20 protein-coding genes are annotated in these 22,680 nt (G+C 47.6%); 9 read left to right on the forward strand and 11 right to left on the reverse strand.

Features of this window, described 5'->3' with window-relative positions:
- Window positions 1-24: 24 nt before the first annotated feature.
- Window positions 25-1,011: an RluA family pseudouridine synthase gene (locus tag BM331_RS02390; RefSeq protein WP_074926829.1), complete on the reverse strand. Its 987-nt coding sequence runs from the start codon at window positions 1,009-1,011 to the stop codon at window positions 25-27.
- Window positions 1,012-1,498: 487 nt separating this feature from the next.
- Between BM331_RS02390 and BM331_RS02395 the strand changes: the two genes are divergently transcribed.
- The gene (locus BM331_RS02395) at window positions 1,499-4,048 is read left to right on the forward strand and encodes an Rne/Rng family ribonuclease (protein WP_074926661.1); all 2,550 of its coding nucleotides are present in this window, start codon (window positions 1,499-1,501) and stop codon (window positions 4,046-4,048) included.
- A 118-nt stretch (window positions 4,049-4,166) separates the two neighbouring features.
- On the opposite strand, the gene xerD is transcribed toward BM331_RS02395, so the two are convergent.
- Both xerD and BM331_RS02405 read right to left on the reverse strand, forming a co-directional pair.
- Window positions 4,167-5,084: a site-specific tyrosine recombinase XerD gene (gene xerD, locus BM331_RS02400; protein WP_371265319.1), complete on the reverse strand. Its 918-nt coding sequence runs from the start codon at window positions 5,082-5,084 to the stop codon at window positions 4,167-4,169.
- Window positions 5,085-5,189: 105 nt separating this feature from the next.
- Entirely contained in the window at window positions 5,190-6,035 is an 846-nt protein-coding gene (locus BM331_RS02405) for a cytochrome C assembly family protein (protein ID WP_074926663.1), read from the reverse strand.
- A 142-nt stretch (window positions 6,036-6,177) separates the two neighbouring features.
- Between BM331_RS02405 and ffh the strand changes: the two genes are divergently transcribed.
- Entirely contained in the window at window positions 6,178-7,527 is a 1,350-nt protein-coding gene (gene ffh / locus BM331_RS02410) for a signal recognition particle protein (protein WP_074926664.1), read from the forward strand.
- A 367-nt stretch (window positions 7,528-7,894) separates the two neighbouring features.
- Here ffh and BM331_RS02415 read toward each other — a convergent pair whose 3' ends face one another.
- The 3 genes from BM331_RS02415 to coaBC all read right to left on the reverse strand — a co-directional run bounded on the left by BM331_RS02415 (window position 7,895) and on the right by coaBC (window position 9,996).
- Entirely contained in the window at window positions 7,895-8,257 is a 363-nt protein-coding gene (locus tag BM331_RS02415) for a DUF192 domain-containing protein (protein ID WP_256214783.1), read from the reverse strand.
- 74 nt (window positions 8,258-8,331) lie between these two features.
- On the reverse strand, window positions 8,332-8,781 hold the full coding sequence (gene dut / locus BM331_RS02420) for a dUTP diphosphatase (protein WP_074926667.1): 450 nt from the start codon (window positions 8,779-8,781) through the stop codon (window positions 8,332-8,334).
- Window positions 8,782-8,790: 9 nt separating this feature from the next.
- Window positions 8,791-9,996, reverse strand: coding sequence for a bifunctional phosphopantothenoylcysteine decarboxylase/phosphopantothenate--cysteine ligase CoaBC (coaBC, locus tag BM331_RS02425; RefSeq protein ID WP_074926669.1), 1,206 nt, complete (start codon window positions 9,994-9,996; stop codon window positions 8,791-8,793).
- Between the two features lie 133 nt (window positions 9,997-10,129).
- Here coaBC and radC point away from each other — a divergent pair, with 133 nt between their 5' ends.
- From radC to rpmG, 3 genes are all read left to right on the forward strand, one after another.
- Entirely contained in the window at window positions 10,130-10,804 is a 675-nt protein-coding gene (gene radC / locus BM331_RS02430) for a RadC family protein (protein WP_011633877.1), read from the forward strand.
- 68 nt (window positions 10,805-10,872) lie between these two features.
- Complete coding sequence (rpmB, locus tag BM331_RS02435) at window positions 10,873-11,109, forward strand: 50S ribosomal protein L28 (protein WP_074926671.1); 237 nt, start codon at window positions 10,873-10,875, stop codon at window positions 11,107-11,109.
- Between the two features lie 40 nt (window positions 11,110-11,149).
- Window positions 11,150-11,305 carry a 50S ribosomal protein L33 gene (rpmG, locus tag BM331_RS02440; RefSeq protein WP_011633875.1) on the forward strand — a complete coding sequence of 52 codons (156 nt, stop codon included), beginning with the start codon at window positions 11,150-11,152 and terminating at the stop codon, window positions 11,303-11,305.
- A 100-nt stretch (window positions 11,306-11,405) separates the two neighbouring features.
- Here the strand turns inward: rpmG and BM331_RS02445 are convergent, their stop codons facing one another.
- A complete protein-coding gene (locus tag BM331_RS02445) occupies window positions 11,406-12,593 on the reverse strand; it encodes a DesA family fatty acid desaturase (protein WP_074926672.1) in 1,188 nt (395 codons plus the stop codon).
- A gap of 122 nt (window positions 12,594-12,715) precedes the next feature.
- Window positions 12,716-15,436 (reverse strand): DNA polymerase I, encoded by a 2,721-nt coding sequence (polA, locus tag BM331_RS02450; protein ID WP_074926674.1) that lies wholly within the window; start codon window positions 15,434-15,436, stop codon window positions 12,716-12,718.
- 15 nt (window positions 15,437-15,451) lie between these two features.
- On the opposite strand from polA, the gene BM331_RS02455 reads away from it, so the two are divergent.
- The 4 genes from BM331_RS02455 to BM331_RS02470 all read left to right on the forward strand — a co-directional run bounded on the left by BM331_RS02455 (window position 15,452) and on the right by BM331_RS02470 (window position 18,542).
- Window positions 15,452-16,171, forward strand: coding sequence for an LOG family protein (locus BM331_RS02455; RefSeq protein WP_074926675.1), 720 nt, complete (start codon window positions 15,452-15,454; stop codon window positions 16,169-16,171).
- 108 nt (window positions 16,172-16,279) lie between these two features.
- Window positions 16,280-16,615 (forward strand): DUF2782 domain-containing protein, encoded by a 336-nt coding sequence (locus tag BM331_RS02460; protein WP_256214785.1) that lies wholly within the window; start codon window positions 16,280-16,282, stop codon window positions 16,613-16,615.
- Between the two features lie 93 nt (window positions 16,616-16,708).
- Window positions 16,709-17,659, forward strand: a complete 951-nt coding sequence (locus BM331_RS02465) for a homoserine kinase (protein WP_074926678.1) — start codon at window positions 16,709-16,711, stop codon at window positions 17,657-17,659.
- A gap of 91 nt (window positions 17,660-17,750) precedes the next feature.
- Entirely contained in the window at window positions 17,751-18,542 is a 792-nt protein-coding gene (locus BM331_RS02470; RefSeq protein ID WP_074926680.1) for a BPSS1780 family membrane protein, read from the forward strand.
- Between the two features lie 6 nt (window positions 18,543-18,548).
- Here BM331_RS02470 and BM331_RS02475 read toward each other — a convergent pair whose 3' ends face one another.
- The 3 genes from BM331_RS02475 to BM331_RS02485 form a co-directional block, all read right to left on the reverse strand.
- Entirely contained in the window at window positions 18,549-20,792 is a 2,244-nt protein-coding gene (locus tag BM331_RS02475; RefSeq protein WP_074926682.1) for a UvrD-helicase domain-containing protein, read from the reverse strand.
- Between the two features lie 63 nt (window positions 20,793-20,855).
- A complete protein-coding gene (locus BM331_RS02480) occupies window positions 20,856-21,728 on the reverse strand; it encodes a phosphoribulokinase (protein ID WP_074926684.1) in 873 nt (290 codons plus the stop codon).
- Window positions 21,729-21,848: 120 nt separating this feature from the next.
- Entirely contained in the window at window positions 21,849-22,643 is a 795-nt protein-coding gene (locus tag BM331_RS02485; RefSeq protein ID WP_083414655.1) for a M48 family metallopeptidase, read from the reverse strand.
- Between the last annotated feature and the right edge of the window lie 37 nt (window positions 22,644-22,680).

Below are 22,680 nucleotides of genomic sequence, written 5' to 3' on the forward strand. Positions count from 1 at the left end.
CCCTCCAACTTCTTGATAAAAATATCAAGGTATCTTGAAATACGGATCCAGATTTCTCAAAAACATCCGTAACTCATCTGGAAGGGGCGCTTCCAGGCGCAAAAGTTCGCCGGTTACCGGGTGTGTGCAGATAAATACCGAGGCATGCAGAAACATACGTCTTAATACCAAACCGCTTCCATCATCCTTCTGCAATTGCCTGTTCAATCCGAAATCACCATATTTATCATCCCCGGCAATGGGAAAGCCAAGATGCGCCAGATGCACCCGAATCTGGTGGGTACGTCCGGTTTTAAGCTCGGCATCCAGCAGACTGAAAGCTTCCCAGGTTTTTTGTAAAGCAAATAGTGTATGGGCCTGCTGCACTTTGTCATGATCATTCCTGCCGGTAGCTATTGCCACGCGCCGCTCTCCTTCTGCAGTCAGATATTTAAGCAAAGGTAAGCGGATATTTTGTAACGAATTTTTCCATTCCCCGCGAACCAGTGTCAGGTAATGTTTACGGACTGTCCCTTCGCGGATCTGTTTATGCAGCTCCAGTAAAGCTTGCCGTTTTCGGGCAAGCAGCAGCACACCCGACGTTTCACGATCAAGGCGGTGCACCAGTTCCAGAAATTTCCAGTCCGGGTGTTGTTTACGCAACTGCTCGATCACACCATAGCTGATGCCACTGCCCCCATGAACTGCTGTTCCGGCTGGTTTATTGATTACCAGCAGATGATCATCCTGATACAGAGCATCGAATTGCTCTGCCCGGTACGGTGCCTGCCGGGATATTGGCTTTGCCAACTTGAGAACAGGTGGAATGCGCACCTTGTCATTCAGCAGCAAACGATAGCTTGCATTAATGCGCTTGCTGTTAACACGCACCTGTCCACTGCGAAGCAATTGATAAATATGACGTCTAGGTATATCTTTGAGGGCTTTGACGAGAAAGTTGTCAATACGTTGGCCTTCAGCTGTTTCATCAACCTGTTTAACTACCGCATGTTCCGATATAATGCCCGGCATAATTTTCTCTTTACCGGGTGCCCTGCTTTTACCTATACTTTTCAAACCCGAATTCCTGTAAATCTGTTTTTTCACCATGAAGCGATTGCGTGGTCTATTAAGAAGTCATATATCCGGAGTTTCATTTTCATACTCTGGATGAATCCAGTTTCTGGCTGGTTAATGTCGCTCACCATATTAAAAAGTAGCGATGGTAATTAATTTACGCGCTCGACATATACATAGATTCAAGTTCCTGATCCCATACCCGGCCATACAGGGTATGTTCTCTGCCGGCCCTGTGTCTCACTCATTTTTGACCCGGTCAGCCGGGGATCGAAATGCCGAGTGACAGTTATCGATTAGTCTATTTCACCAGGATATCGAAACCATTATCCGTACCATGGCCAACATTCTGGCCACAGACAGATCTGTGTAAAAAATACCAGGATGCCACACTGACAGTGAACGAAAGGTTTACCCGTACACCGAGCGCGGGAGACACTAAATGAAACGCATGTTATTCAATGCGACCCAGCCCGAAGAGCTGCGTGTCGCTATTGTAGATGGGCAGAAGCTCATTGATATAGATATTGAAACCTTGGGCAAGGAACAACGCAAAAGTAATATTTATAAAGCTGCTGTTACCCGCCTTGAACCAAGCCTTGAAGCAGCTTTTGTTGATTATGGCGCCGGACGCCACGGTTTTTTACCCTATAAGGAGATCGCCCCCACCTGTTTTGACAAAAATACTGAGCGATCCAGTCACCGTATCGGTGAACTGCTGCGCGAAGGTCAGGAGCTGATTGTACAGGTTGACAAGGATGAACGCGGCAATAAAGGTGCTGCACTCACCACCTATATCTCACTGGCTGGTCGTTACCTTGTTCTGATGCCCAACAACCCGCAGGGAGGAGGTATTTCACGCCGTGTCAGCGCGGAAGAACGGGCAGAGCTGCGTGAAGTAATCAACCATCTTCAGGTACCCGACGGCATGAGTATCATTGCGCGTACTGCTGGCATCGGGCGCAACGAAGAGGAATTGCAGTGGGATCTGAACTATCTGGTGCAACTCTGGCGTGCAATCGAGGAAGCAGCCAATAGTGAGAGCGGTGTCTTTCTGATTTATCAGGAAAGCAGTCTCGTAATTCGCGCCATTCGTGATTATTTCCATGCGGAAATCGGCGAAATTCTGATCGACAACCCTGAGATATATGAGCAGGCATACCAGTTCATGGCCAATGTCATGCCGGCGAACGTTGACCGGTTAAAGCTCTACCAGGACGATATTCCTCTGTTTTCCCGTTTTCAGATTGAGCACCAGATTGAAACGGCCTATTCTCGCCAGGTTACACTGCCTTCCGGTGGTTCGATTGTGATTGATCATACCGAGGCACTGGTTTCAATTGACGTCAACTCGGCGCGTGCCATACGGGGCTCTGATATAGAAACCACTGCACTCAACACCAATCTTGAAGCCGCTGACGAAATCGCCAGACAATTGCGTTTGCGCGATCTGGGAGGCTTGGTGGTCGTTGATTTTATCGATATGGAAGTCACCCGCAATCAGCGGGAAGTGGAAACCAATCTGCTGAAGGCATTGCGCCTGGATCGTGCACGCGTCCAGATCGGCAAAATTTCCCGTTTTGGATTGCTGGAATTATCCCGCCAGCGTCTGCGGCCCTCCCTCGGGGAAGGCAACTACATCCCCTGTCCTCGCTGTCACGGCACCGGCCATATCCGGGGAACAGATTCATCTGCGCTACACATACTCAGAATTATCCAGGAAGAAGCCATGAAAGAGCAGACTAGCATGCTGCAGGTGCAGTTGCCGGTTGATGTTGCCACATTCCTGCTGAATGAAAAACGATCAGAAATATACCGGCTTGAAGCACGTCTGAAAGTTGGCATCATCCTGATCCCCAATATCTATATGGAGACACCCAACTACACGATAAACCGGCTGCGTCATGAGGATGTCAAATCAACAGAATTGCCGCCAAGCTACGGAATGGTGGAGAAAATCACTGAAGAAATCACGCTGCCATCTACTTCACAAGAACCCAAGGCAATCCGGCCAAAAGCTGCAGTCACTGGTATCAAGCCCGAACAACCCGCACCAGTTCCAGAAGAAAAACCCAGAGAACAACTTTCATTCCTGGATAAATTTTTCAGTCTGTTCAGACCGGCAAGCAGCAGTCGGATAGAACCTAAGCAGGCGGCGGAGGAGTCCCAAGCAAGACCTCCTCGTGGCGAACGAGGCCGAAACAGGCGCGATCGAGGTCGCAACAAGCGTACAAGAAACAATATCCCAGAAACAACAGCAAGCGAGACATTACAGGAAACAGGTAATCTGCTGTCACTTGAGCAATCAACCGAACATCCCGTTGAAGGCACGAGCAGCGATGATCACCATCATCACAAAGCCGGCCAACAAGATCAGTTACAAGCATCGGGAGTGGAAAATAATCTGCCTGATGCAACGGCAACCGGAGAAGACACAACGCCGGCAGAGGATTCTATCAGTGAAAGAAAAACAGATAAACGAGGAGGCCGTTCACGCCGTCGTCGCGGAGGTCTGCATCGTGACCGAGAAGAGCGGGCAGATGCAAATAAAACCACTGAACAGGCAGAGGTAGCTCAGATTACAGACAGCGAAAATATTGAGCCAGCTGTACCTTCTGCTGATGGCAAGGAAGATAGGGAACTTTCATTCCTGCCTCCCATAGAACCGATTCAGTATATTATGCCAATAACATCAGCCGATGATATTACAGCAGAGCAGGAAGCAGCCTCTGCCAAGGTAGTCGAGCCAATAAATATTGACGCTGAATCAGATACTGAATCACAGGCCGCTTCTGAACCCCGCCAGCCAATCGAACTACCCGATCTCACCCAGAGTGGACTGGTCATGATAGAAACAGCTCCAGATAAAATAGCCGAAGCACCAGAGGAATCCTTGGCGCCAGCTAAAAGGCCGCGTATTAGATCCAGCTACTTAGCAGAGCCGGATGCAACAAGTTCTGAACCTCTGGTACAAATAGAAACCAGAGATTGATACGCAACAGCTAAATGGCACTTCTAAAATAAATGTGTCTATAACGGACGCGCCGACTATAATAGTTAGCGTGTCCGTTATTGCGCGGCCCATAATAGATTGATGAATACCATTGTCGCTACAGTTTTCCTCTTGGATGATGGTGGGCATGCAATTGTTTGAGTCGTTCACGTGCAACATGCGTATAAATCTGTGTGGTAGAAATATCGCTGTGACCTAACAGCAACTGCACCACGCGCAAATCAGCACCATGATTCAGTAAATGGGTAGCAAATGCATGGCGCAACGTATGTGGCGACAGTTGCTTTACAATCCCTGCCTGTTGCGCATGACGCTTGATCAGATACCAGAACGCCTGGCGAGTCATAGCATCTCCCCGTGTTGTAATAAACAGCTTATTGCTGTGTTTACCGGCCAGCAGTATCGGACGCGCTTCCCGCAGATATAAATCCAACCAGTACAACGCCTCATCCCCCAAAGGAATCAGGCGTTCCTTGTTGCCTTTACCCAGAATACGCACTACTCCCATATCCTGGCGGACTTGAGAAATAGCCAGACCAACCAACTCGGAAACACGTAACCCTGCAGCATAAAGTATCTCCAGCATGGCGCGATCTCGCAATCCGAGTGATTGCTTGATATCCGGGGCTGCCAATAGCGCCTCTACTTCAGATTCAGTCAGGCTCACAGGGAGATGACGGGAGACTTTCGGGCTATCTATATTTACAGCAGGGTCGATAAGAATCTTCCCCTGGCGCAGCAAATACCGGTAAAACCGTTTGATACAGGCTAATGCCCTGCTGGCAGTGCTTGCTTTCTTCCCTTGCGTAATCCTGTCGGACAAAAATACCAATAGATCAGCCTGCGTTACGTCGCTCAATAGCCCATTTGTCCGTTCCTGCCGACCGAGCCATTCAATCAGCTGCATCAGATCAGATCGATAACTGGCTAGTGTATTACGGGACAAACCATCTTCCAGCCACAAGACATCCGTAAACTCATCCAGCATCCGGATATTGGCTTCAAAGGTATTCACAGTGGTTTTATTGACAAGCTCCGGATACGAGCAAGTTCGGTTAATTGATAATTTTTGTCAATAACGGCAGAGCAGGAATTTTTTCAGACTATTCCACAAACCCGATCAGCGATTGAGGATGATTTCCAGCACAAACTTGCTGCCAATATAGGATAGAACAAGCGCAACAAATCCAGCCAACATCCAGCGAATGGCAGTACGCCCGCGCCATCCGTACAGATGTCTGCCAGCCAGCAGAGCTGCGAATATCCCCCAGGAAATAAAACCAAACAATGACTTGTGCGTAAACGGCACCGACTTGCCAAACAATTCCTCTGAAAATACGATACCGCTGAGCAAAGTGAGACTAAGCAGAATAAACCCGATCCATACCAGGCGGAAAAGCATTTTATCCATCACCAGCAGCGGTGGCAGCTGTACAAAGAGCGAGGACACAACAGAATGATGCAGGCGACGCTCAAGAAGTGTCATAAGAGCTGCATGCAGAGCGGCAATCGTAAACAGACTGTAAGCAAGCATTGCTGTCAGCAAATGTGCCTTGAAAGCTGTCATCCCGGCATGTGCCAGCGGATGGACGGAAGGCAGTAACAGTGGAATCAGAACTGCGATCGCCGCTATGGCAGAAATCGGTGCGATGAGATTTTGTAATCCCTGTAGCGAGGATAAAAAACCTGATATCCAATAAATCAGGGCAGTCAGCCATACAATGGCTGAAATGGCATTGCCAACACCAAAGCTCAGCATATCATCCATAAACACCGAACGGTAAAGCACCACGCCATGCATCACCAGAGGGATAAGCATCATAAACTGCTGTAACTTCACATTCGGTGCCGTTCCTGCAGTATTCGCCTGCAACGCTGGTACAACTGTGCGCAAGGTTCGCCAGAAATACCATCCGGAAATCCCGTAAAGCAATGAAGTACTGAGATAAGTTAGAATACTGGGCATTGGCAATCAATCTGAACAATTGGTGGGAAACAACCAGTCTACCCTTCGTCCGGATAAAGCTGAAGTGCTGTTTGACAGTTTTCATGAAGTTTAACACAGGGAATAACTCTCACCAGCGGATACCGTTTCAACAGGAGCCTACATGTTTGACAATTTAACTGAACGACTTTCCGGCGTTATCAAAACTCTGCGTGGTGAAGCACGCCTGACCGAAAGCAATATCCAGGAAGCTCTGCGTGAGGTGCGCATAGCCTTGATTGAGGCTGATGTCGCCCTGCCTGCAATTAAAGTGTTTATTGAACAGGTCAAACAACGCGCCATCGGCCACGAAGTACTGGGCAAACTCTCTCCCGGGCAGGCTTTTATCGGCGTTGTCCACGAAGAACTGATGGCCATCATGGGTGGAGATAAAGCGGATATCAATCTGAATGTTGCTCCACCTGCCGTCATTTTAATGGCGGGTCTACAAGGTGCTGGTAAGACCACCAGCAGCGGCAAGCTGGCAAAGTGGTTGATGGAGCAGAAAAAAAAGAAAGTGCTGCTGGTATCTTGTGACATTTACCGTCCGGCTGCAATTGAACAACTGGCACTTCTGGCCGAGCAAACCGGAGCCGATTTCTTTCCGGTAAAAACCGGCCAGCAACCAGCCGAAATTAGCACTGCTGCTCTGGATTTCGCACGCAAGCATCATCATGATGTAGTAATCGTTGATACCGCCGGAAGACTGGGTATCGATGAGGCCATGATGCAGGAAATCAGCCAGCTGGAACAATTGCTGAAACCGGTTGAAACATTATTTGTTGCCGATGCCATGCAGGGGCAGGATGCAGTCAATACCGCCAAAGCCTTTTCTGAAGCACTGCCGTTGACCGGGGTGATTCTTACCAAACTCGATGGTGATGCACGCGGAGGAGCGGCACTGTCCGTCCGGCACATCACTGGCAAACCGATCAAATTTGCTGGTGTTGCTGAAAAACTTACCGGATTGGAGCCGTTTTATCCTGATCGCATGGCCTCGCGTATCCTTGGTATGGGGGATGTGCTTGGACTGATTGAGGAAGCACAACGCACCACCGATCAGCAAGAAGCAGAACGCCTGATGAAAAAAATGAAATCAGGTAAAGGCTTCGATCTGAATGATTTCCAGCAGCAATTTCAGCAAATGAAAAAAATGGGAGGCATGAGCGCCATGCTGGATAAATTACCGCATCAGCTCAGCCAAGCCGCCCAGAACATGAATGTGGATGAGAAAGTTATCAATCGTACCGAAGGCATTATTAACTCTATGACGCCTCAGGAACGAGCCAAACCGGAAATCATCAAAGCCTCCCGCAAACGCCGAATTGCTGCAGGTTCCGGCGCTTCTGTACAGGAAGTCAATCGTCTGCTTACACAGTTTGAGCAGGCACGCAAGATGATGAAAATGATGAATAAGGGGGGAATGGCAAAAATGATGCGCGCAGTCAAGGGAATGCTCCCCGGTATGCGGTAGGTGTTCACATTAATATAAATTACACCAGAGTTATCTGGTAGCAGATACAGCATTTATCAGACGAAATATTGTAGGCACTATGGCATGCTATCTACCCGGGCTGGTTGACACACCGACGCAAGACGGACTCAACCAACCCGGGAGCCAGTAAAATCGGACAAGGTCGTGGTTGATGAAGAAAACCTCACACTCAAGATACAAGAAGAACTGTATGAGCCCGCGAAGAAAAATTGGCAAGCTCGCTACCAGGAGTTCATTGACGCCATTCTTTCAAACTCACGTGGCGTTCTTGAAAGAATGGCGCTGGACTCTGTGCCGAGCGATAACATCAGGAGTAGTAACCAAAAGGATATTGATGCATGCACTACTACATACCACCCATATCCGGAATTCCCGCGACCTGATCTCCTGCCCTGATTTCTCGTTCTTCAAACCAGCCAGAGTTCATTTCAAGTGCATATCGAGCTGCACTGGCCGGGCAGTGTGGAGTGAGTGTTTCGGGTGCCATTTCAGCAAGATTGATGATCTTCCCTGTTTCATCCAGGAAGGCAACACTCAAAGGGATAATGGTATCTTCCATCCACATGCAGTGGATACCAGGAGCTGGAAAAACAAAAAGCATGCCATCATTTTCCGGTAGGCTATGTCGATACATCAGTCCAATCATACGAGCTGAAGTGGTATCCGCCAGCTCAATGGTGATTACGTGATCCAAAATACTAAGCTTCATGATTGGTAACTGTTGGTTTTCGGCATCAGCCGTACTCAACCCGCTGATTACCAACAGTACGACAAAACAGGCTCTCAGCATTTGCCGGTACTGCCGAATCCCTGCTCTCCACGCTGACTCTGCTGAAAATCATTCACCACATTGAAGCTGGCTTGTATTACCGGGACGATGACCAGTTGCGCAATTCGTTCCAATGGCGCCAGTGCAAATGTAGTCTGCCCCCGATTCCAGCAGGAAACCAGGATTTGTCCCTGATAATCCGAATCGATCAGCCCTACCAGATTGCCCAGCACGATTCCATACTTATGCCCCAAGCCAGAGCGTGGCAGAACCACGGCGGCGAAACCGGGGTCAGCCAGATGAATAGCTATTCCGGAGGGAATCAGAAGTGTCTCACCCGGGTGAATCTCGGTGCGCTCATCAATGCAGGCGCGTAAATCCAGGCCAGCTGATCCGGGCGTGGCATAACCGGGAAAGCAATCTTTCAGACGGGGATCGAGCAATTTGATGTCAACTTGTTTCATTGTGATGATTCATCCTTTGTGTTTATTGTAGAGACCAGCGATGTGCGCCATCACTAGCCTTGCTTGTGCGTTCTTGTCAGTTCTTGGCAAGTAATGTGATCCGTTCTCATCCAACAGAATCAGTGCGCTCTCATTTGCGCCAATGGCTTCAACAGCATTGTTAGCAACAATCAGTGGTAATTTTTTACTTTTTCTTTTTTCTTCCGCATATTGTTCAATACTATCCGTTTCCGCCGCAAACCCAACACAAAACGGAGGATTGGTCAGGCCGGCCACATATTGCAAAATATCTGGATTAGGAATCAGCGCCAGCGTAATATCCGCTGCTGTCTTTTTCAGTTTGAAAGAATGTTGTTCAACCGGACGATAATCCGCAACTGCTGCCACACTGATAAAGATATCACTGCTGCTCACCTCATCTTTTACAGCAGCAAACATTGCCTCAGCACTAACAACACGAATAAGTTTGTGGACAGCCGGAAATGGTAGGCAGATTGGGCCGCATACAAGCGTCGCTTGCGCTCCAGCCGCAAGCGCAGCTTGCGCAATTGCCAATCCCATTTTTCCGGAACTCCGATTAGTTAACCCCCTGACCGCATCAATCGCCTCAAAAGTAGGTCCGGCTGTAATCAGTACTCGCCTGCCATCAAGATATTTAGGCTGAAAGAAACTGCGCACTGCATCCAGCAAATTTATCGGCTCCAGCATGCGCCCTGCCCCGGTTTCTCCACATGCCTGATAACCGCTATCCGGGCCGAGTACTGTAATCTCATCCTGTTGCAAGGTAGTCAGATTACGTCGAGTTGCAGCGTTTTCCCACATTTGTAAGTTCATGGCTGGAGCGATCAGCAAAGGACAGTTTCGCGCTAAACAAAGCGTAGAAAGCAAATCATCAGCCAAGCCATGCGCGATTTTGGCAATGAAATCTGCACTCGCTGGCGCAATCAAAATCGCATCTGCCTCCCGGGAAAGATTGATATGCGCCATGCTGTTTAGCACACCTGCATCCCAAAGCTCAGTAAATACTTTCCTGCCTGTCAGCGCCTGAAATGTAGGTGCACCGACAAACCGGCAAGCAGATTCAGTCATTACAACCTGTACCTCCACTCCTTCCTGCATCAGCAACCGGGTCAGTTCCGCCACCTTATAGGCAGCAATACCGCCTGTTACTCCCAATAACAGGCGCTTTCCTGCAAGCGAGCAAGCTGAAATCATGACAATAAATCTATATTCAGTTGGTTAGACATATTTTTGAATAAAAACAAATAGCTATTCATTTTTACCCACAATGACCGTTCATTCGTATTACTAAATTAAACACACTCATTTTTACAGGATTCATTTAAATATGGCAATTTCAGACTGGCCGGAAGCCGAACGTCCACGGGAAAAGTTAATCCAGAAAGGCGCAACCGTACTTTCCGATGCGGAATTACTAGCTATTTTTCTGCGTACTGGAATTACCGGAAAAAGTGCAGTTGAGCTGGCACGTAATCTGTTAACTCATTTTGGCAGCCTGACAAAACTATGTGCAGCGAATTTACACGAATTTAGTAAATTGCCTGGAATGGGGCCGGCAAAATTTGCACAATTGCAGGCAGTTATGGAAATGGCAAGACGTGCACTGGCAGAAGAGCTCAAAAGCGGTGATATTATGGATTCACCACAGTCTGTGCGCAGTTATCTCCGTCTTAGCCTGGGAGGAAAGCCACATGAAGTTTTTGTCGGTATTTTTCTGGATGCCAGACACCGAACCATAATGATCGAAGAACTATTTCGTGGCACACTCACCCAAGCCAGTGTTTATCCACGTGAAGTAGTCAAGCGCGCCCTGTATCATAACGCAGCTGCCATGATTTTCGCGCATAATCACCCTTCCGGAGTCGCCGAACCCAGCAGGGCAGATGAAATGTTGACCCAATCTCTCAAACAGGCGCTTGCGCTGGTAGATGTGAAAGTGCTTGATCACTTTGTAATTGGTAACAATGAAACCGTATCATTTGCAGAACGGGGCTTGATTTAAATTGAAAAAACATATCTCTACAAGCTATAATGCAAGGCTTCAGTATTTTAATGACAGGAGTTAGTAACATGGCGCGTGTATGTCAAGTCACGGGAAAGCGTCCCATGAGCGGCCATCATGTCTCTCATGCAAACAACAAAACCAAACGCCGCTTTCTACCCAACCTTCAATCACACCGCTTTTGGTTAGAAAGTGAAAATCGCTGGATACGTTTACGTCTTACCAATGCCGCGTTACGTACCATAGATAAAAACGGCATCGATGCAGTAATTGCCGACATGCGTTCGCGCGGAGAACGTATCTGATTGACACTCGGCAAGACGACGAACCAAGAAAGGTGTATTTATGCGTGAAAAAATAAAACTGGAATCCTCAGCAGGTACAGGTCACTTTTATACCACGACCAAAAACAAGCGCGCCAACCCGGAAAAATTGGAGCTCAAAAAATTTGATCCGGTAGCGAGAAAACATGTTATGTACAAAGAAACAAAACTAAAATAAATGCATTTTGTTCTTTTAATTTGTTACCAGCAATAAAAAACCCGCTTTTAGCGGGTTTTTTATTGCTTAACTTACTTCCTTCCGAAGCAGAAAGAAGATGTTACGCATAGCATCTTAGTCTGCGTGAAAAATTCTCCAACAGCTCAATACCACTTTCTTCTGCGCGACGACACCAGTCTTCAAGTTGCTTGAGCAACTCATCCTTGGTTGCCGCCGACCGTTCCCATATCGCGGACAGCTCTTCTCTCATACGGTAAAGCGTATCCAGCTTCTGAGTATGGCTCAATACTTGATCCAGCTTGGTACGCTCCTCTTCCTTCAAGGTTTTTGCGTCAGCCAGTACCCAGTTTTTCAGAGTCGAGCCATCCACTCCAAGCTCAACTGCTGCTTGCTGTAGAGATGACAGTTCATTCTTGAATGCAATTTTCAATGATTTGGTATATTTCGCCAACACCTCATATCGATGGGAAATAACCGCCTGCAATGTCTCCAGATCACACTGGGTTTTGGCTTTATTAAGTTGCAGCTTGGGAGCTGTTTTTTTCACCTTTGCCAATCCCATCATCTCCAGTATCCGGATATACATCCAGCCGATATCAAACTCATACCATTTGTTAGACAATCTGGCGGAGGTCGGATAGGCATGGTGATTATTATGCAGCTCTTCCCCGCCAATCAGTATCCCCCATGGACTAATATTGCGACTCGCATCCCCTGGACGGAAGTTGCGATAACCCCAGTAGTGACCAATACCGTTGATGACACCCGCTGCAAATACCGGCGTCCACATCATTTGTACAGCCCAGATCGATAAACCGATCGGACCGAACAATACCACATTGATAATTAGCATTGACACGATGCCAGCCACACTGTGTTTGGAATATACATGGCGCTCCATCCAATCATCCGGGGTGCCATGTCCATAGCGATCAAGCGTTTCCTGATTCTTGGCTTCGATCTTGTAGAGCTCAGCTCCTTCGCTCAATACCTTTCTGATCCCAAAAATTTGCGGGCTGTGGGGATCATCCACGGTTTCACATTTTGCATGATGCTTCCGATGGATTGCCGCCCACTCCTTAGTTACCATGCCAGATGACAACCACAACCAAAAACGGAAAAAATGGCTAGGTATGGGATGTAGATCTAATGCTCGATGTGCCTGATGACGATGCAAAAAGATAGTAATGCTGGCAATCGTTATGTGGGTAAACACCAACGTCACGATAATATATCCCCACCACGGCAAATCAATAAGTCCGGTTAACAATACCGATGCGATATCCATATCTGTAAATATCCTCCTTTATAATCATAAATTATTCTATAACAGCTCAATCTAAATAGATGCCACTTATTAGTCAAGAAATTTCACAAGATTCTCGAAAAGAAGGTGGATCAGATAGAAAGTTAATGCGCCTGATCCCAATTTTTTCCAACCCCGATCTCAACCTTCAATGGCACATCCAGCTTAAACGTATTTTCCATCAATCCCCTTAGATTTTCCTTAACTACAAATAGTTCATCCTCAATCACCTCTAACACCAATTCATCATGTACCTGCATGATCAATTTACTTTGAAGTTGCGCTTTTGCCAGCCATTGATGTACAGAAATCATTGCCAATTTAATAATATCAGCCGCCGTACCTTGCATGGGGGCATTAATTGCCGCCCGTTCGGCTCCCATCCGGCGATTATGCTGGCTACTGCGAATATCGGGTAACTGCAACCTTCTTCCCAGCACGGTTTCAACATATCCATTCTGCCTCGCAAACTCTCTTGTACGTTGCATGTAATCTGCCACTCCTGGGTAGCGCGCAAAATAACGATTAATAAACGTTCGCGCAGCACTACGATCAATACCCAGTTGTGTAGCCAGCCCAAATTCCGACATGCCATAAATCAGACCAAAATTGATGACTTTAGCGTAGCGGCGCTGCTCCGCATTCACCTGATCAACAGAAGTGCCAAATACCTCGGAAGCAGTAGCACTATGGATGTCCTGCCCTCCTAAAAATGCCCGTATTAATCCAGCATCCTGGGAAATATGCGCCATGATACGCAACTCAATCTGGGAATAATCTGCTGAAACAATGTACCAGCCATCCGGAGCAATAAATGCCTCACGGATACGCCTGCCCTCCGGCGTGCGTACCGGAATATTCTGCAGATTGGGATCGTTACTCGCCAGGCGACCAGTAACCGCCACAGCCTGTGCGTAATTCGTATGGACACGACCGGTCTGTCTATTCACCATTTGTGGTAGCTTATCGATATAAGTCGATATGAGCTTGGCAAGACTTCGGTAATCCAGTAAGACCTTGGGTAACGGATAATCCAGAGCCAGCTGTTGTAAAACAGCTTCATCAGTGGATGGCACACCTTTTGGTGTTTTTTTGATGACTGGCAACTTATGCTGCCCAAATAAAATCTCTTGTATCTGTTTAGTCGAGTTCAGATTAAAAGCATGGCCAGCCAGGGAATGGGCCTGCTGCTCAAGTATGACCAATTGCTGTGCCAGTTCACCACTTTGCTCCCGCAGAAGATCGGTATCCAACAACACGCCATTACGCTCTATCTGGAACAGAACTTCCAGCAATGGCATTTCAATCTGCTGATAAACATGCCCAAGGTGAGCATCTTTACTGATGATCGGATATAAAAAATGATGCAGACGCAAGGAAATATCAGCATCTTCAGCAGCATAAATCCCCGCTTGTTGAATTTCCACCTGTTCAAATCCGATACGCTTTGCGCCCCTCCCGGTTACATCATCATAGCTGATGGTCTGGATATCCAAGTGTCGGCGGGCCAGGCTATCCAGATCATGTGACAGATGGGACTCCAGCACATACGATTGCAGCAGTGTATCGTGTGCGATTCCGTTCAGCATGACCCCATGGTTAGCAAATACATGCCGATCGTATTTCAGATTCTGACCTACCTTGGGTATATCACTATTCTCCAGCCAGGGCTTCAACCGTTGCAGTACCTGTTCACGATTCAGCTGTGAGGGCATACCCTGGTAATGATGTGCCAGCGGTATGTAAGCCGCGTGGCCCGGTTCCATACATAACGAAAGCCCCACCAGTTCTGCTTCCATTGGATTTAGGCTGGTTGTTTCAGTATCAATCGAAACCAGTTCAGCTGACTCGCATTGCTGGATCCATTCTTCAAACTGAAAATCAGTCAAGATGATTTGATAATCCCGGCTATCCCTGTTTCTTTCTCCCTGCACTAATGGATCATATATAGGTATAGCTGCTGTGTTTGTTTCAGGATCTGATTGCCTGAGTTCGCGTAACCAGCTCCGGAATTCAAGATGCTCATAAAGCTCTATCAACCGGGCAGCATCAAGAGGAGCAGCAACCAGATCCGGCCAACCCATTGTAAGCGGAACATCGCATTTGATTGTCAGCAGCTCTCTTGAAACCCGTAACCAGTCTAGTGCCCTGCGCAAATTCTCACCTACCACACCCTTTATTTCATGTGCATGTGCGACCAGGTTATTCAATGAGCCATATTGATTAAGCCATTTCACCGCAGTTTTAGGGCCTACTTTTTCTACTCCGGGAATGTTATCTACACTATCCCCCACCAATGCCAGAAAATCGATAATTTGCGCAGGCATCACACCGAATTTTTGTAGAACACCCGCCTCATCCAGTGATTCACTATTCATAGTATTTACCAGTCGTATACCTGGCTCAACCAATTGCGCAATATCCTTGTCACCCGTCGATATAACACATTGTATCTGCTCACCTGCCGCACGTCTGGCCAGCGTACCGATGACATCATCCGCCTCAACCCGCTCTTCCACCAGCAGCGGCCATCCCATTGCCCGGATACAGGCATACAAGGGATCTATCTGGCTAGCCAGATCTGCCGGCATCGGCGGACGGTTTGCTTTATATTGTGGATAGATATCTTCCCGGAATGTTTTACCTTTTGCGTCAAACACACACGCGCTATAATCTGGTTGATATTCTTTATACAGGCGACGCAACATATTCAGTACGCCATAAATTGCACCAGTAGGTTCATTCAGGCGATTACGCAAATCGGGCAATGCATGAAAGGCACGATACAGGTAAGAAGAACCATCGACCAGCACGAGTGTTTTCATCAAATAAGGACCTTTATGAGTTTACAAGCAAAGTTGGGGGATGCTCTTACCCTGGAAAAACCCTGGTCAGCCAGAGAATCATGGCGAGTTTTCGGTATTGTGGCAGAATTTGTTGAAGGCACGGAGCGACTTGAATGTATCCAGCCTGCCATCAGTATTTTTGGCAGCGCCAGAACTCATCCCGACCACCCGCATTATAAATTAACCGAAGCAATCGCAAGACAATTGTCGGATGCCGGATTCTCAGTCATATCCGGTGGAGGGCCAGGCATTATGGAAGCCGCCAACAAAGGCGCTTTTTATGGTAAATCTCCCAGTGTAGGGCTAAATATTCAGCTACCTCACGAACAACGTCGTAACGTCTATCAAGATATCAGTCAGACCTTCCGCCACTTCTTTGCTCGCAAATATATGTTCATCAAGTTTGCAACCGCCTACGTCGTTATGCCAGGTGGATTTGGCACACTGGATGAGTTGATGGAAGCGCTGACCCTGGTCCAGACTGGAAAGACCCGCAAGATGCCGATCATTCTGGTCTGTTCAGATTTCTGGCAGGGAATGATTGACTGGTTTCGCCAGGTACTCGTCCAGGATAATTTCATCTCCCCAGAGGATATGGATCTTATTCAAATCGTTGATGAACCCGCTCAAGTCGTAGACGCAATTTTCCGCTACTACGAAACCTCCGGGTTTGAGCCTTCAGCTGCTGAACGTAACATACAACTCAATCTTTGACATCGACAGATTCATTTCTGTCAGGAAAATACCAGAATATTCCAACTATCCGGATACATCAGCATGAGGTCAGTAACTATTTTATTTTTCTGCAGCAATCTGGTCTGGATGTCCCCTTTGGTATTCGCACAAAGTAAACCGCAACCGGATAACCTGATTCCATTACCGGAAATTCCGGAGCCTCCTTCTAGTCGCGAAGAGAGCGCTCTTCCCCCCGAACTGGATCTGGATCCATCCCTAGAGCCAGAAATAACAATCCACGAAGGAAAAGACAAAACAATCGAGGAATATCGTGTTAATGGCGAGTTATACATGATCAAAATTACCCCTCGAATCGGAAAACCTTATTACCTCCTGAACCGGCGCAGTGCTGCCGGAATGACTCACCGGGGGGATATGGGGTCTGGTGTAAGTGTCCCAATGTGGGAGATTTATCGCTTTTGAGCAAGATTCACCGGGACCTGAGCAATCTCCAGTAAATTCGCCAATTTATTTGCCACCTTACCCTTTACAAACCATCTTTTCAGCGCTTCATTCATGTCCGTCTTCACTCCGGTTACTAAAGAACAACTTGCCGTCTGGCTACAGAATTACTCACTTGGATTACTGATTGATTTGCAGGGTATTTCATCCGGAATCGAAAATACCAATTATTTTGTTACCACGACACAAGGTAAATTTATTCTTACCCTGTTCGAGAAGCTGACCAGCACTGAACTGCCCTTTTATCTCAATCTAATGGCATATCTCTCCGGGCAGGGTATTCCCTGCCCCAAACCTGTTGAATCACAAGATCACGCTTTGCTAGGTATGCTCAATGGTAAACCAGCCTCTATCGTGACCTTCCTACCTGGGCAATCCATGACACAAATCAGGGAAGAACAATGTGCACAGGTCGGAAAAACACTCGCCAAAATGCACCTGGCAGGACTGAACTACTCTGGCAAAAACAGAAACCCACGCGGACTGGACTGGTGGCAAACTGCTGCCGGAACAGTCATGCCCTTCCTTTCCCGCTCGGAGCAAAGCCTGCTTGATGAGGAATTGCAATTCCAGATAAAACAGCACACAACCAACCTTCCTCAAGGCATTATCCATGCCGATCTTTTCCGTGATAACGTTTTATTTACATCCACCGGCATTGGCGGAATTATCGACTTCTACTTTGCCTGTAACGATGCTTTACTATACGATCTGGCTATTACTGCAAACGACTGGTGTACGCTTGAGGATGGGGTAACGGACAAAGCGCGCATGCATGCCCTCGTGAAGGCCTACCAGGCCGCCCGGCCATTAACAGCGGAAGAACACCCTGCCTGGCCCACTATGCTGCGAGCGGGTGCGCTGCGTTTTTGGTTATCGCGTCTGTATGACTATTATCTGCCTCGCCCGGGCGAGCTGACACATAAAAAGGATCCAGAACACTTCAGAAGAATTTTGGAATACCATCTGACCAATCCGAGTGTGCTCCCTTCTCTTCAGGTCTGAAGCCAGGCAGATTATCGTCACCCTTTTCACATACGCTCTATAAACAATTAAAATTCTGGCCGAGCGTACTTTAAATACTGGAGAAATTACGATGGAAGCACGATATGTACGCGGCAAACAGGGATTACAGTGGATTTTGAGCGGCTTTTATTTTTTCCGCCAGACGCCTCTTAACTGGATCTTTTTGTGTTTTACTTATTTACTGATCGGAACGACACTGGGGCTTATCCCCTATCTGGGAAGTCTCATCGGCATATTGACCGTACCTGTCTTTGTAGCTGGTATTATGGCTGGATGCAGGCAGCTGGATTTAAACGGCAAACTCGAACTGGAATATCTGTTTTACGGATTCAAGAAATATACCGTATCCCTTATCACGATCGGTGGAATTTACCTGGTCGGTGATGTTCTAATTACCGGTTTCTTCATGCTGCGCGGAGGAGATGCCGCTATTGACATGTGGCTGCATGGCAAACGATTTGATGAAACCGAGCTGGCTGGGGTCATGAACGACATATTGTCGGCTACTTTATTTTCCCTGTTGCTAAGTATTCCACTGCTGATGGCAATCTGGTTTGCTCCCATGCTGGTGATCTTTGAGAAAATGCCTCCTCTCATCGCCATACGTAAAAGTTTTTTTGCGTGCCTAAAAAATCTCTTTGCTTTCCAGATTTATTTTATTGTCCTGTTTATTCTTGCCATGCTTTCAGCCATGCTCTACGGACTCGGCTTCATCGTATGGTTCCCGGTTGCATTCGCCTCAGCATACGTCAGTTACAAGGATATTTTTCACTACGAACAAGATGAAAACACCAAGTCTGATCAGGATACAAATGAAAACAAGGAAAATGCCAGCCAGATTGAGAACGATGAGCCAAAATAATCCAATTTATAAAGGAACCAGTTTTGCATAGGTAAGTGAGAGCCATTTTGTACCCGCCTGGCGGAAATTCACCTGAACTCGTATATCAGATCCACTGCCCTCATAATTTACAATAGTGCCCGTACCAAATTTTGTGTGCGATACCTGCTGACCAATATGAAACCCTGCCGTATTCAATCCTTGCGAAGCCACCCCAGCTGTAGCGACGGGTATATTTTTCCCTCCTCCCTGGCGAGAATAGGCAGAGCTGACAGTACTTTGTCCGGTTCCTGAAAATCCCTGCCGATACCCCGCCCCAGAAAAACCGGATGATCGTAACCTTTTCAGTAGTTCCTCCGGAATTTCATCAACAAACCTGGAAGGCACATTCACCCGTACCTGGCCGTGTAACATACGGCTCTCTGCATAACTCAGATACAAGCGCTGCCGTGCGCGCGTCATTGCCACATACATCAGGCGTCTTTCTTCTTCCAGCCCATTCGGCTCATTACGGCTGTTTTCATGAGGAAACAACCCCTCCTCCAGGCCACTGATAAATACTGAATGGAATTCCAATCCTTTTGCAGCATGCACCGTCATCAATTGAACCGCATCCTGATAGCCCTCCGCCTGGTGCTCACCACCTTCAAGTGAGGCATGTGCCAAAAAAGCTGTGAGACTGTCATCTTCGGCTTCATGCACAAAACTGGTTGCAGCATTGACCAGCTCTTTAAGGTTTTCCAGGCGCTCATTGTTACCCTCACGCTCAGCCTGGTAATGTGCCACCAGCCCACTTTGATCCACTACACGCCGGATTATTTCCGGCAATGGCTGTCCTTCACATGCTTGCTGTATGGATAGAACCAGATTAACAAAACCTGCTATCCCTCTTCCAGATTGACTACCCCTGGTAGAAACAACTTTCCCTTCCCCGCATGCCTTAAGTGCCGCCTGCCAAAGATTAATTCCAAGTATTCCCGCCTGGTCCTGCAATTGCTCCAATGTGCGTGCACCAATTCCTCTGGGAGGGAAATTGATGATCCGCAGCAGGGCATTGTCATCATCCGGCGAAGCAGCCAGTCGCAAATAAGCCAGTGCATGCTTTACTTCCTGCCGATCGAAAAAACGCATACCACCGTAAACACGGTAAGAAATAGATGCATTGAACAAACCATGTTCCAGCACCCGTGATTGCGCATTGGAACGATAAAGCAGAGCTATCTCGGAGAGGGATAATCCTTCAGCGTGTAGGGCCTTGATTTCATCAACAATAAAGCTGGCTTCATCCATATCCGTAGCAGCGTAATAAACCCGCACAGATTCACCTTTCCCCACAGCAGTCCACAGATTCTTACCTAGGCGTCCTTCGTTGTTCTCGATCAGTGCATTGGCTGCGTCCAGAATATTGCCTTGTGAGCGATAATTCTGCTCCAGCCTGATAATTTTAGATACGCTGAAATCTTTTTCAAGATCACGCATATTTCCAACATGCGCTCCCCGGAATGCATAAATGCTCTGGTCATCATCCCCGACAGCAAAAATGGCAGCATGTTGTTGTGAACCCGAGCCTGCCAGTAATTTGATCCATTTATATTGCAGCCGGTTAGTATCCTGAAATTCATCTACCAATATATGTTCAAAACGGCTACGATAATGGTTCCGCAGAATTTCATTACGACTTAACAATTCATAGCAACGCAGCAATAGCTCAGCAAAATCAACGGTACCTTCTCGCATACTGACAGCTTCGTACGCTTGGTAGCATTCAGCCAGAGTCCGATTGAAACCACCACGTGTATCAACCTGTGAGGCTCGTAATCCCTCTTCCTTGGCGTTATTGATAAACCATTGCAGTTGTCTGGGTGGTAGCGCTTTCTCATCCAACGAGCGCTCTTTCAGTATCCGCTTGATAACAGCCAGCTGATCGGCCATATCCAGTATCTGGAATACCTGCGGCAGCCCTGCATCTTCATAATGGGCACGCAGCATGCGATGACACAAGCCATGAAATGTGCCGATCCACATACCACGAATATTGACAGGCAGCATTGTGCTGATACGCGCGATCATTTCGCGTGCAGCCTTATTAGTGAATGTAACTGCCAGAATATTCTGTGGCTGAGCAAGACCTGATTGCAGCAAATACGCAATCCGTGTAGTCAGCACTCGGGTTTTGCCACTTCCGGCACCCGCCAGTATCAGAGCGGACCGGTGCGGCCAAGTTACGGCTTCCAGCTGTTCCGGGTTGAGATCAGTAAGTAGAGCAGTCATATAAGAGGGAACAGCCGAATTTCCCGGCTGCTATCTGAGCCAGACGGGATGATATCAGAAAAACTATTTCTTGCTTTTTGCCACCAGATCCAGGATCAGGGGCGTCAGGATCAATTCAATCGCCATACCCATTTTGCCACCAGGAACAACGATGGTATTGGGGCGGGACATAAACGATCCATTCAGCATGCTAAGCAGGTAAGGGAAAAAATCAGCACCGTGATAATCACGAAAGCGGATAACGACCATACTTTCATCCAGTGCAGGAATATCCCGTGCAATGAACGGATTGGAGGTATCAACTGTTGGCACACGCTGAAAATTAACGTGTGTACGTGAGAACTGGGGGGTAATGTAATGGACATAATCATGCATGCGACGCAGAATAGTATGCGTCACCGCCTCGCACGAATACCCTCTGGCAGCGGTATCACGGTATATTTTTTGAATCCATTCCAGGTTGACGATTGGAACTACACCCACCAGTAGATCTACATACTGGCCGACATCCGCTGTATCACTCTTCACTCCGCCATGCAGACCTTCGTAGAACAGCAGGTTTGTGCCGGGTGCAATTGTTTTCCAGGGAGTAAATGTACCGGGTTTCTGATTGTAGGGCTTGGCTTCTTCTTCATTATGCAGATAAAGACGAGTTTCCCCGGAACCGCTTTCTCCATATGTTCGAAACAAGGTTTCCAGCTTTTCAAACTCATTGGCTTCCGGGCCGAAATGGCTGATAGGTCGTCCGCCTCCTTTTTCCGATTCCTCAACCGCTCGCTTCATGGATTCTCGGTCATAACGGTGGAAACTGTCGCCTTCTACCACGGCAACATTCAGCCGTTCACGCCGAAAAATATGCTCAAAACTTGCCTTGACAGTAGATGTTCCGGCTCCGGAAGATCCAGTTACAGCGATAACAGGGTGTTTCTGCGACATTTGTTTTTATCTCCTAAATATAAAAAATGATCTCCAAAAAACTGGTAGACAGCTATTCAGTGACTGCATAGCAAATGATTCTGGCCATCAGTCTGCAGCTGCCAATAAATTCGATATTCTTCATTTAGTACAACGTGGATTTTTCCCTGCAGCATTCGCCTGCTGCCGTAATTGTTGCGCTTTTGGTAAATATGCCTGCAGATTTTGGATACGAGAGGTATGCGAGGGGTGAGTGGAATGAAATTCCACCAGCTGTGCACCCTGGCTGGCCTGTTCCATTTTTTGCCACAGTTTTATACTTTCCGATGGATTGAATCCTGCTTTGGCCATTAGATCCAGACCAATCATATCCGCCTCAGATTCCTGCAATCTGCTATACGGCATAATAATCCCATATTGCGCTCCAATCCCCAGCAAACCGACTGCAGTTTGTCCCAACGCAGATTGAGGCGCAGCAACTGCCTGGACAAGTGATATTCCCAGATTCGTTCCAACCTGCTGAGATAAACGTTCATTACTATGGCGTGCCGTCACATGCCCGACTTCATGGCCAATGACAACCGCCAGCTGATCCTGGTTATCCACCAGATCGAGCAAGCCGGTATGCACGCCAATTTTTCCACCGGGCAATGCAAATGCATTCAATGACCGGTCTTCAAATACAACCACTTCCCATTCACCCCCCACTTCCCGGGTAATTGCGCTGGCAACACAATTGACAAACCGGTTGTTCGCCGCATTATGGCTGATCTGATTCTCACGCTTCAAGGTATCAAAGGCCTGTAAACCCATACTGTTCACTTCAGTATCCGGCATAAATACGAGCTGTGTCCGACCGGTAGGAGAAGTCGCGCAAGCCGCCAGAAAGCTGACAAGCAGGAAGGTGAGCAATAGCTTCATCATGGATATACCCATTCTTTTCTCCCAACTACAACCGGATATAAATCAATCA

Source organism: Nitrosomonas eutropha, assembly GCF_900116685.1.
GTDB classification, from domain to species: domain Bacteria; phylum Pseudomonadota; class Gammaproteobacteria; order Burkholderiales; family Nitrosomonadaceae; genus Nitrosomonas; species Nitrosomonas eutropha_A.

What these genes read in the sequence shown, in the direction of transcription:
- BM331_RS02390 (WP_074926829.1), bottom strand. Translation starts at nt 1,011, where the DNA reads ATGCCGGGCATTATATCGGAACATGCGGTAGTTAAACAGGTTGATGAA.
- BM331_RS02395 (WP_074926661.1), top strand. Translation starts at nt 1,499, where the DNA reads ATGAAACGCATGTTATTCAATGCGACCCAGCCCGAAGAGCTGCGTGTC.
- BM331_RS02405 (WP_074926663.1), bottom strand. Translation starts at nt 6,035, where the DNA reads ATGCCCAGTATTCTAACTTATCTCAGTACTTCATTGCTTTACGGGATT.
- ffh (WP_074926664.1), top strand. Translation starts at nt 6,178, where the DNA reads ATGTTTGACAATTTAACTGAACGACTTTCCGGCGTTATCAAAACTCTG.
- BM331_RS02415 (WP_256214783.1), bottom strand. Translation starts at nt 8,257, where the DNA reads ATGAAGCTTAGTATTTTGGATCACGTAATCACCATTGAGCTGGCGGAT.
- dut (WP_074926667.1), bottom strand. Translation starts at nt 8,781, where the DNA reads ATGAAACAAGTTGACATCAAATTGCTCGATCCCCGTCTGAAAGATTGC.
- coaBC (WP_074926669.1), bottom strand. Translation starts at nt 9,996, where the DNA reads ATGATTTCAGCTTGCTCGCTTGCAGGAAAGCGCCTGTTATTGGGAGTA.
- radC (WP_011633877.1), top strand. Translation starts at nt 10,130, where the DNA reads ATGGCAATTTCAGACTGGCCGGAAGCCGAACGTCCACGGGAAAAGTTA.
- rpmB (WP_074926671.1), top strand. Translation starts at nt 10,873, where the DNA reads ATGGCGCGTGTATGTCAAGTCACGGGAAAGCGTCCCATGAGCGGCCAT.
- rpmG (WP_011633875.1), top strand. Translation starts at nt 11,150, where the DNA reads ATGCGTGAAAAAATAAAACTGGAATCCTCAGCAGGTACAGGTCACTTT.
- BM331_RS02445 (WP_074926672.1), bottom strand. Translation starts at nt 12,593, where the DNA reads ATGGATATCGCATCGGTATTGTTAACCGGACTTATTGATTTGCCGTGG.
- polA (WP_074926674.1), bottom strand. Translation starts at nt 15,436, where the DNA reads ATGAAAACACTCGTGCTGGTCGATGGTTCTTCTTACCTGTATCGTGCC.
- BM331_RS02455 (WP_074926675.1), top strand. Translation starts at nt 15,452, where the DNA reads ATGAGTTTACAAGCAAAGTTGGGGGATGCTCTTACCCTGGAAAAACCC.
- BM331_RS02460 (WP_256214785.1), top strand. Translation starts at nt 16,280, where the DNA reads ATGTCCCCTTTGGTATTCGCACAAAGTAAACCGCAACCGGATAACCTG.
- BM331_RS02465 (WP_074926678.1), top strand. Translation starts at nt 16,709, where the DNA reads ATGTCCGTCTTCACTCCGGTTACTAAAGAACAACTTGCCGTCTGGCTA.
- BM331_RS02470 (WP_074926680.1), top strand. Translation starts at nt 17,751, where the DNA reads ATGGAAGCACGATATGTACGCGGCAAACAGGGATTACAGTGGATTTTG.
- BM331_RS02475 (WP_074926682.1), bottom strand. Translation starts at nt 20,792, where the DNA reads ATGACTGCTCTACTTACTGATCTCAACCCGGAACAGCTGGAAGCCGTA.
- BM331_RS02480 (WP_074926684.1), bottom strand. Translation starts at nt 21,728, where the DNA reads ATGTCGCAGAAACACCCTGTTATCGCTGTAACTGGATCTTCCGGAGCC.
- BM331_RS02485 (WP_083414655.1), bottom strand. Translation starts at nt 22,643, where the DNA reads ATGGGTATATCCATGATGAAGCTATTGCTCACCTTCCTGCTTGTCAGC.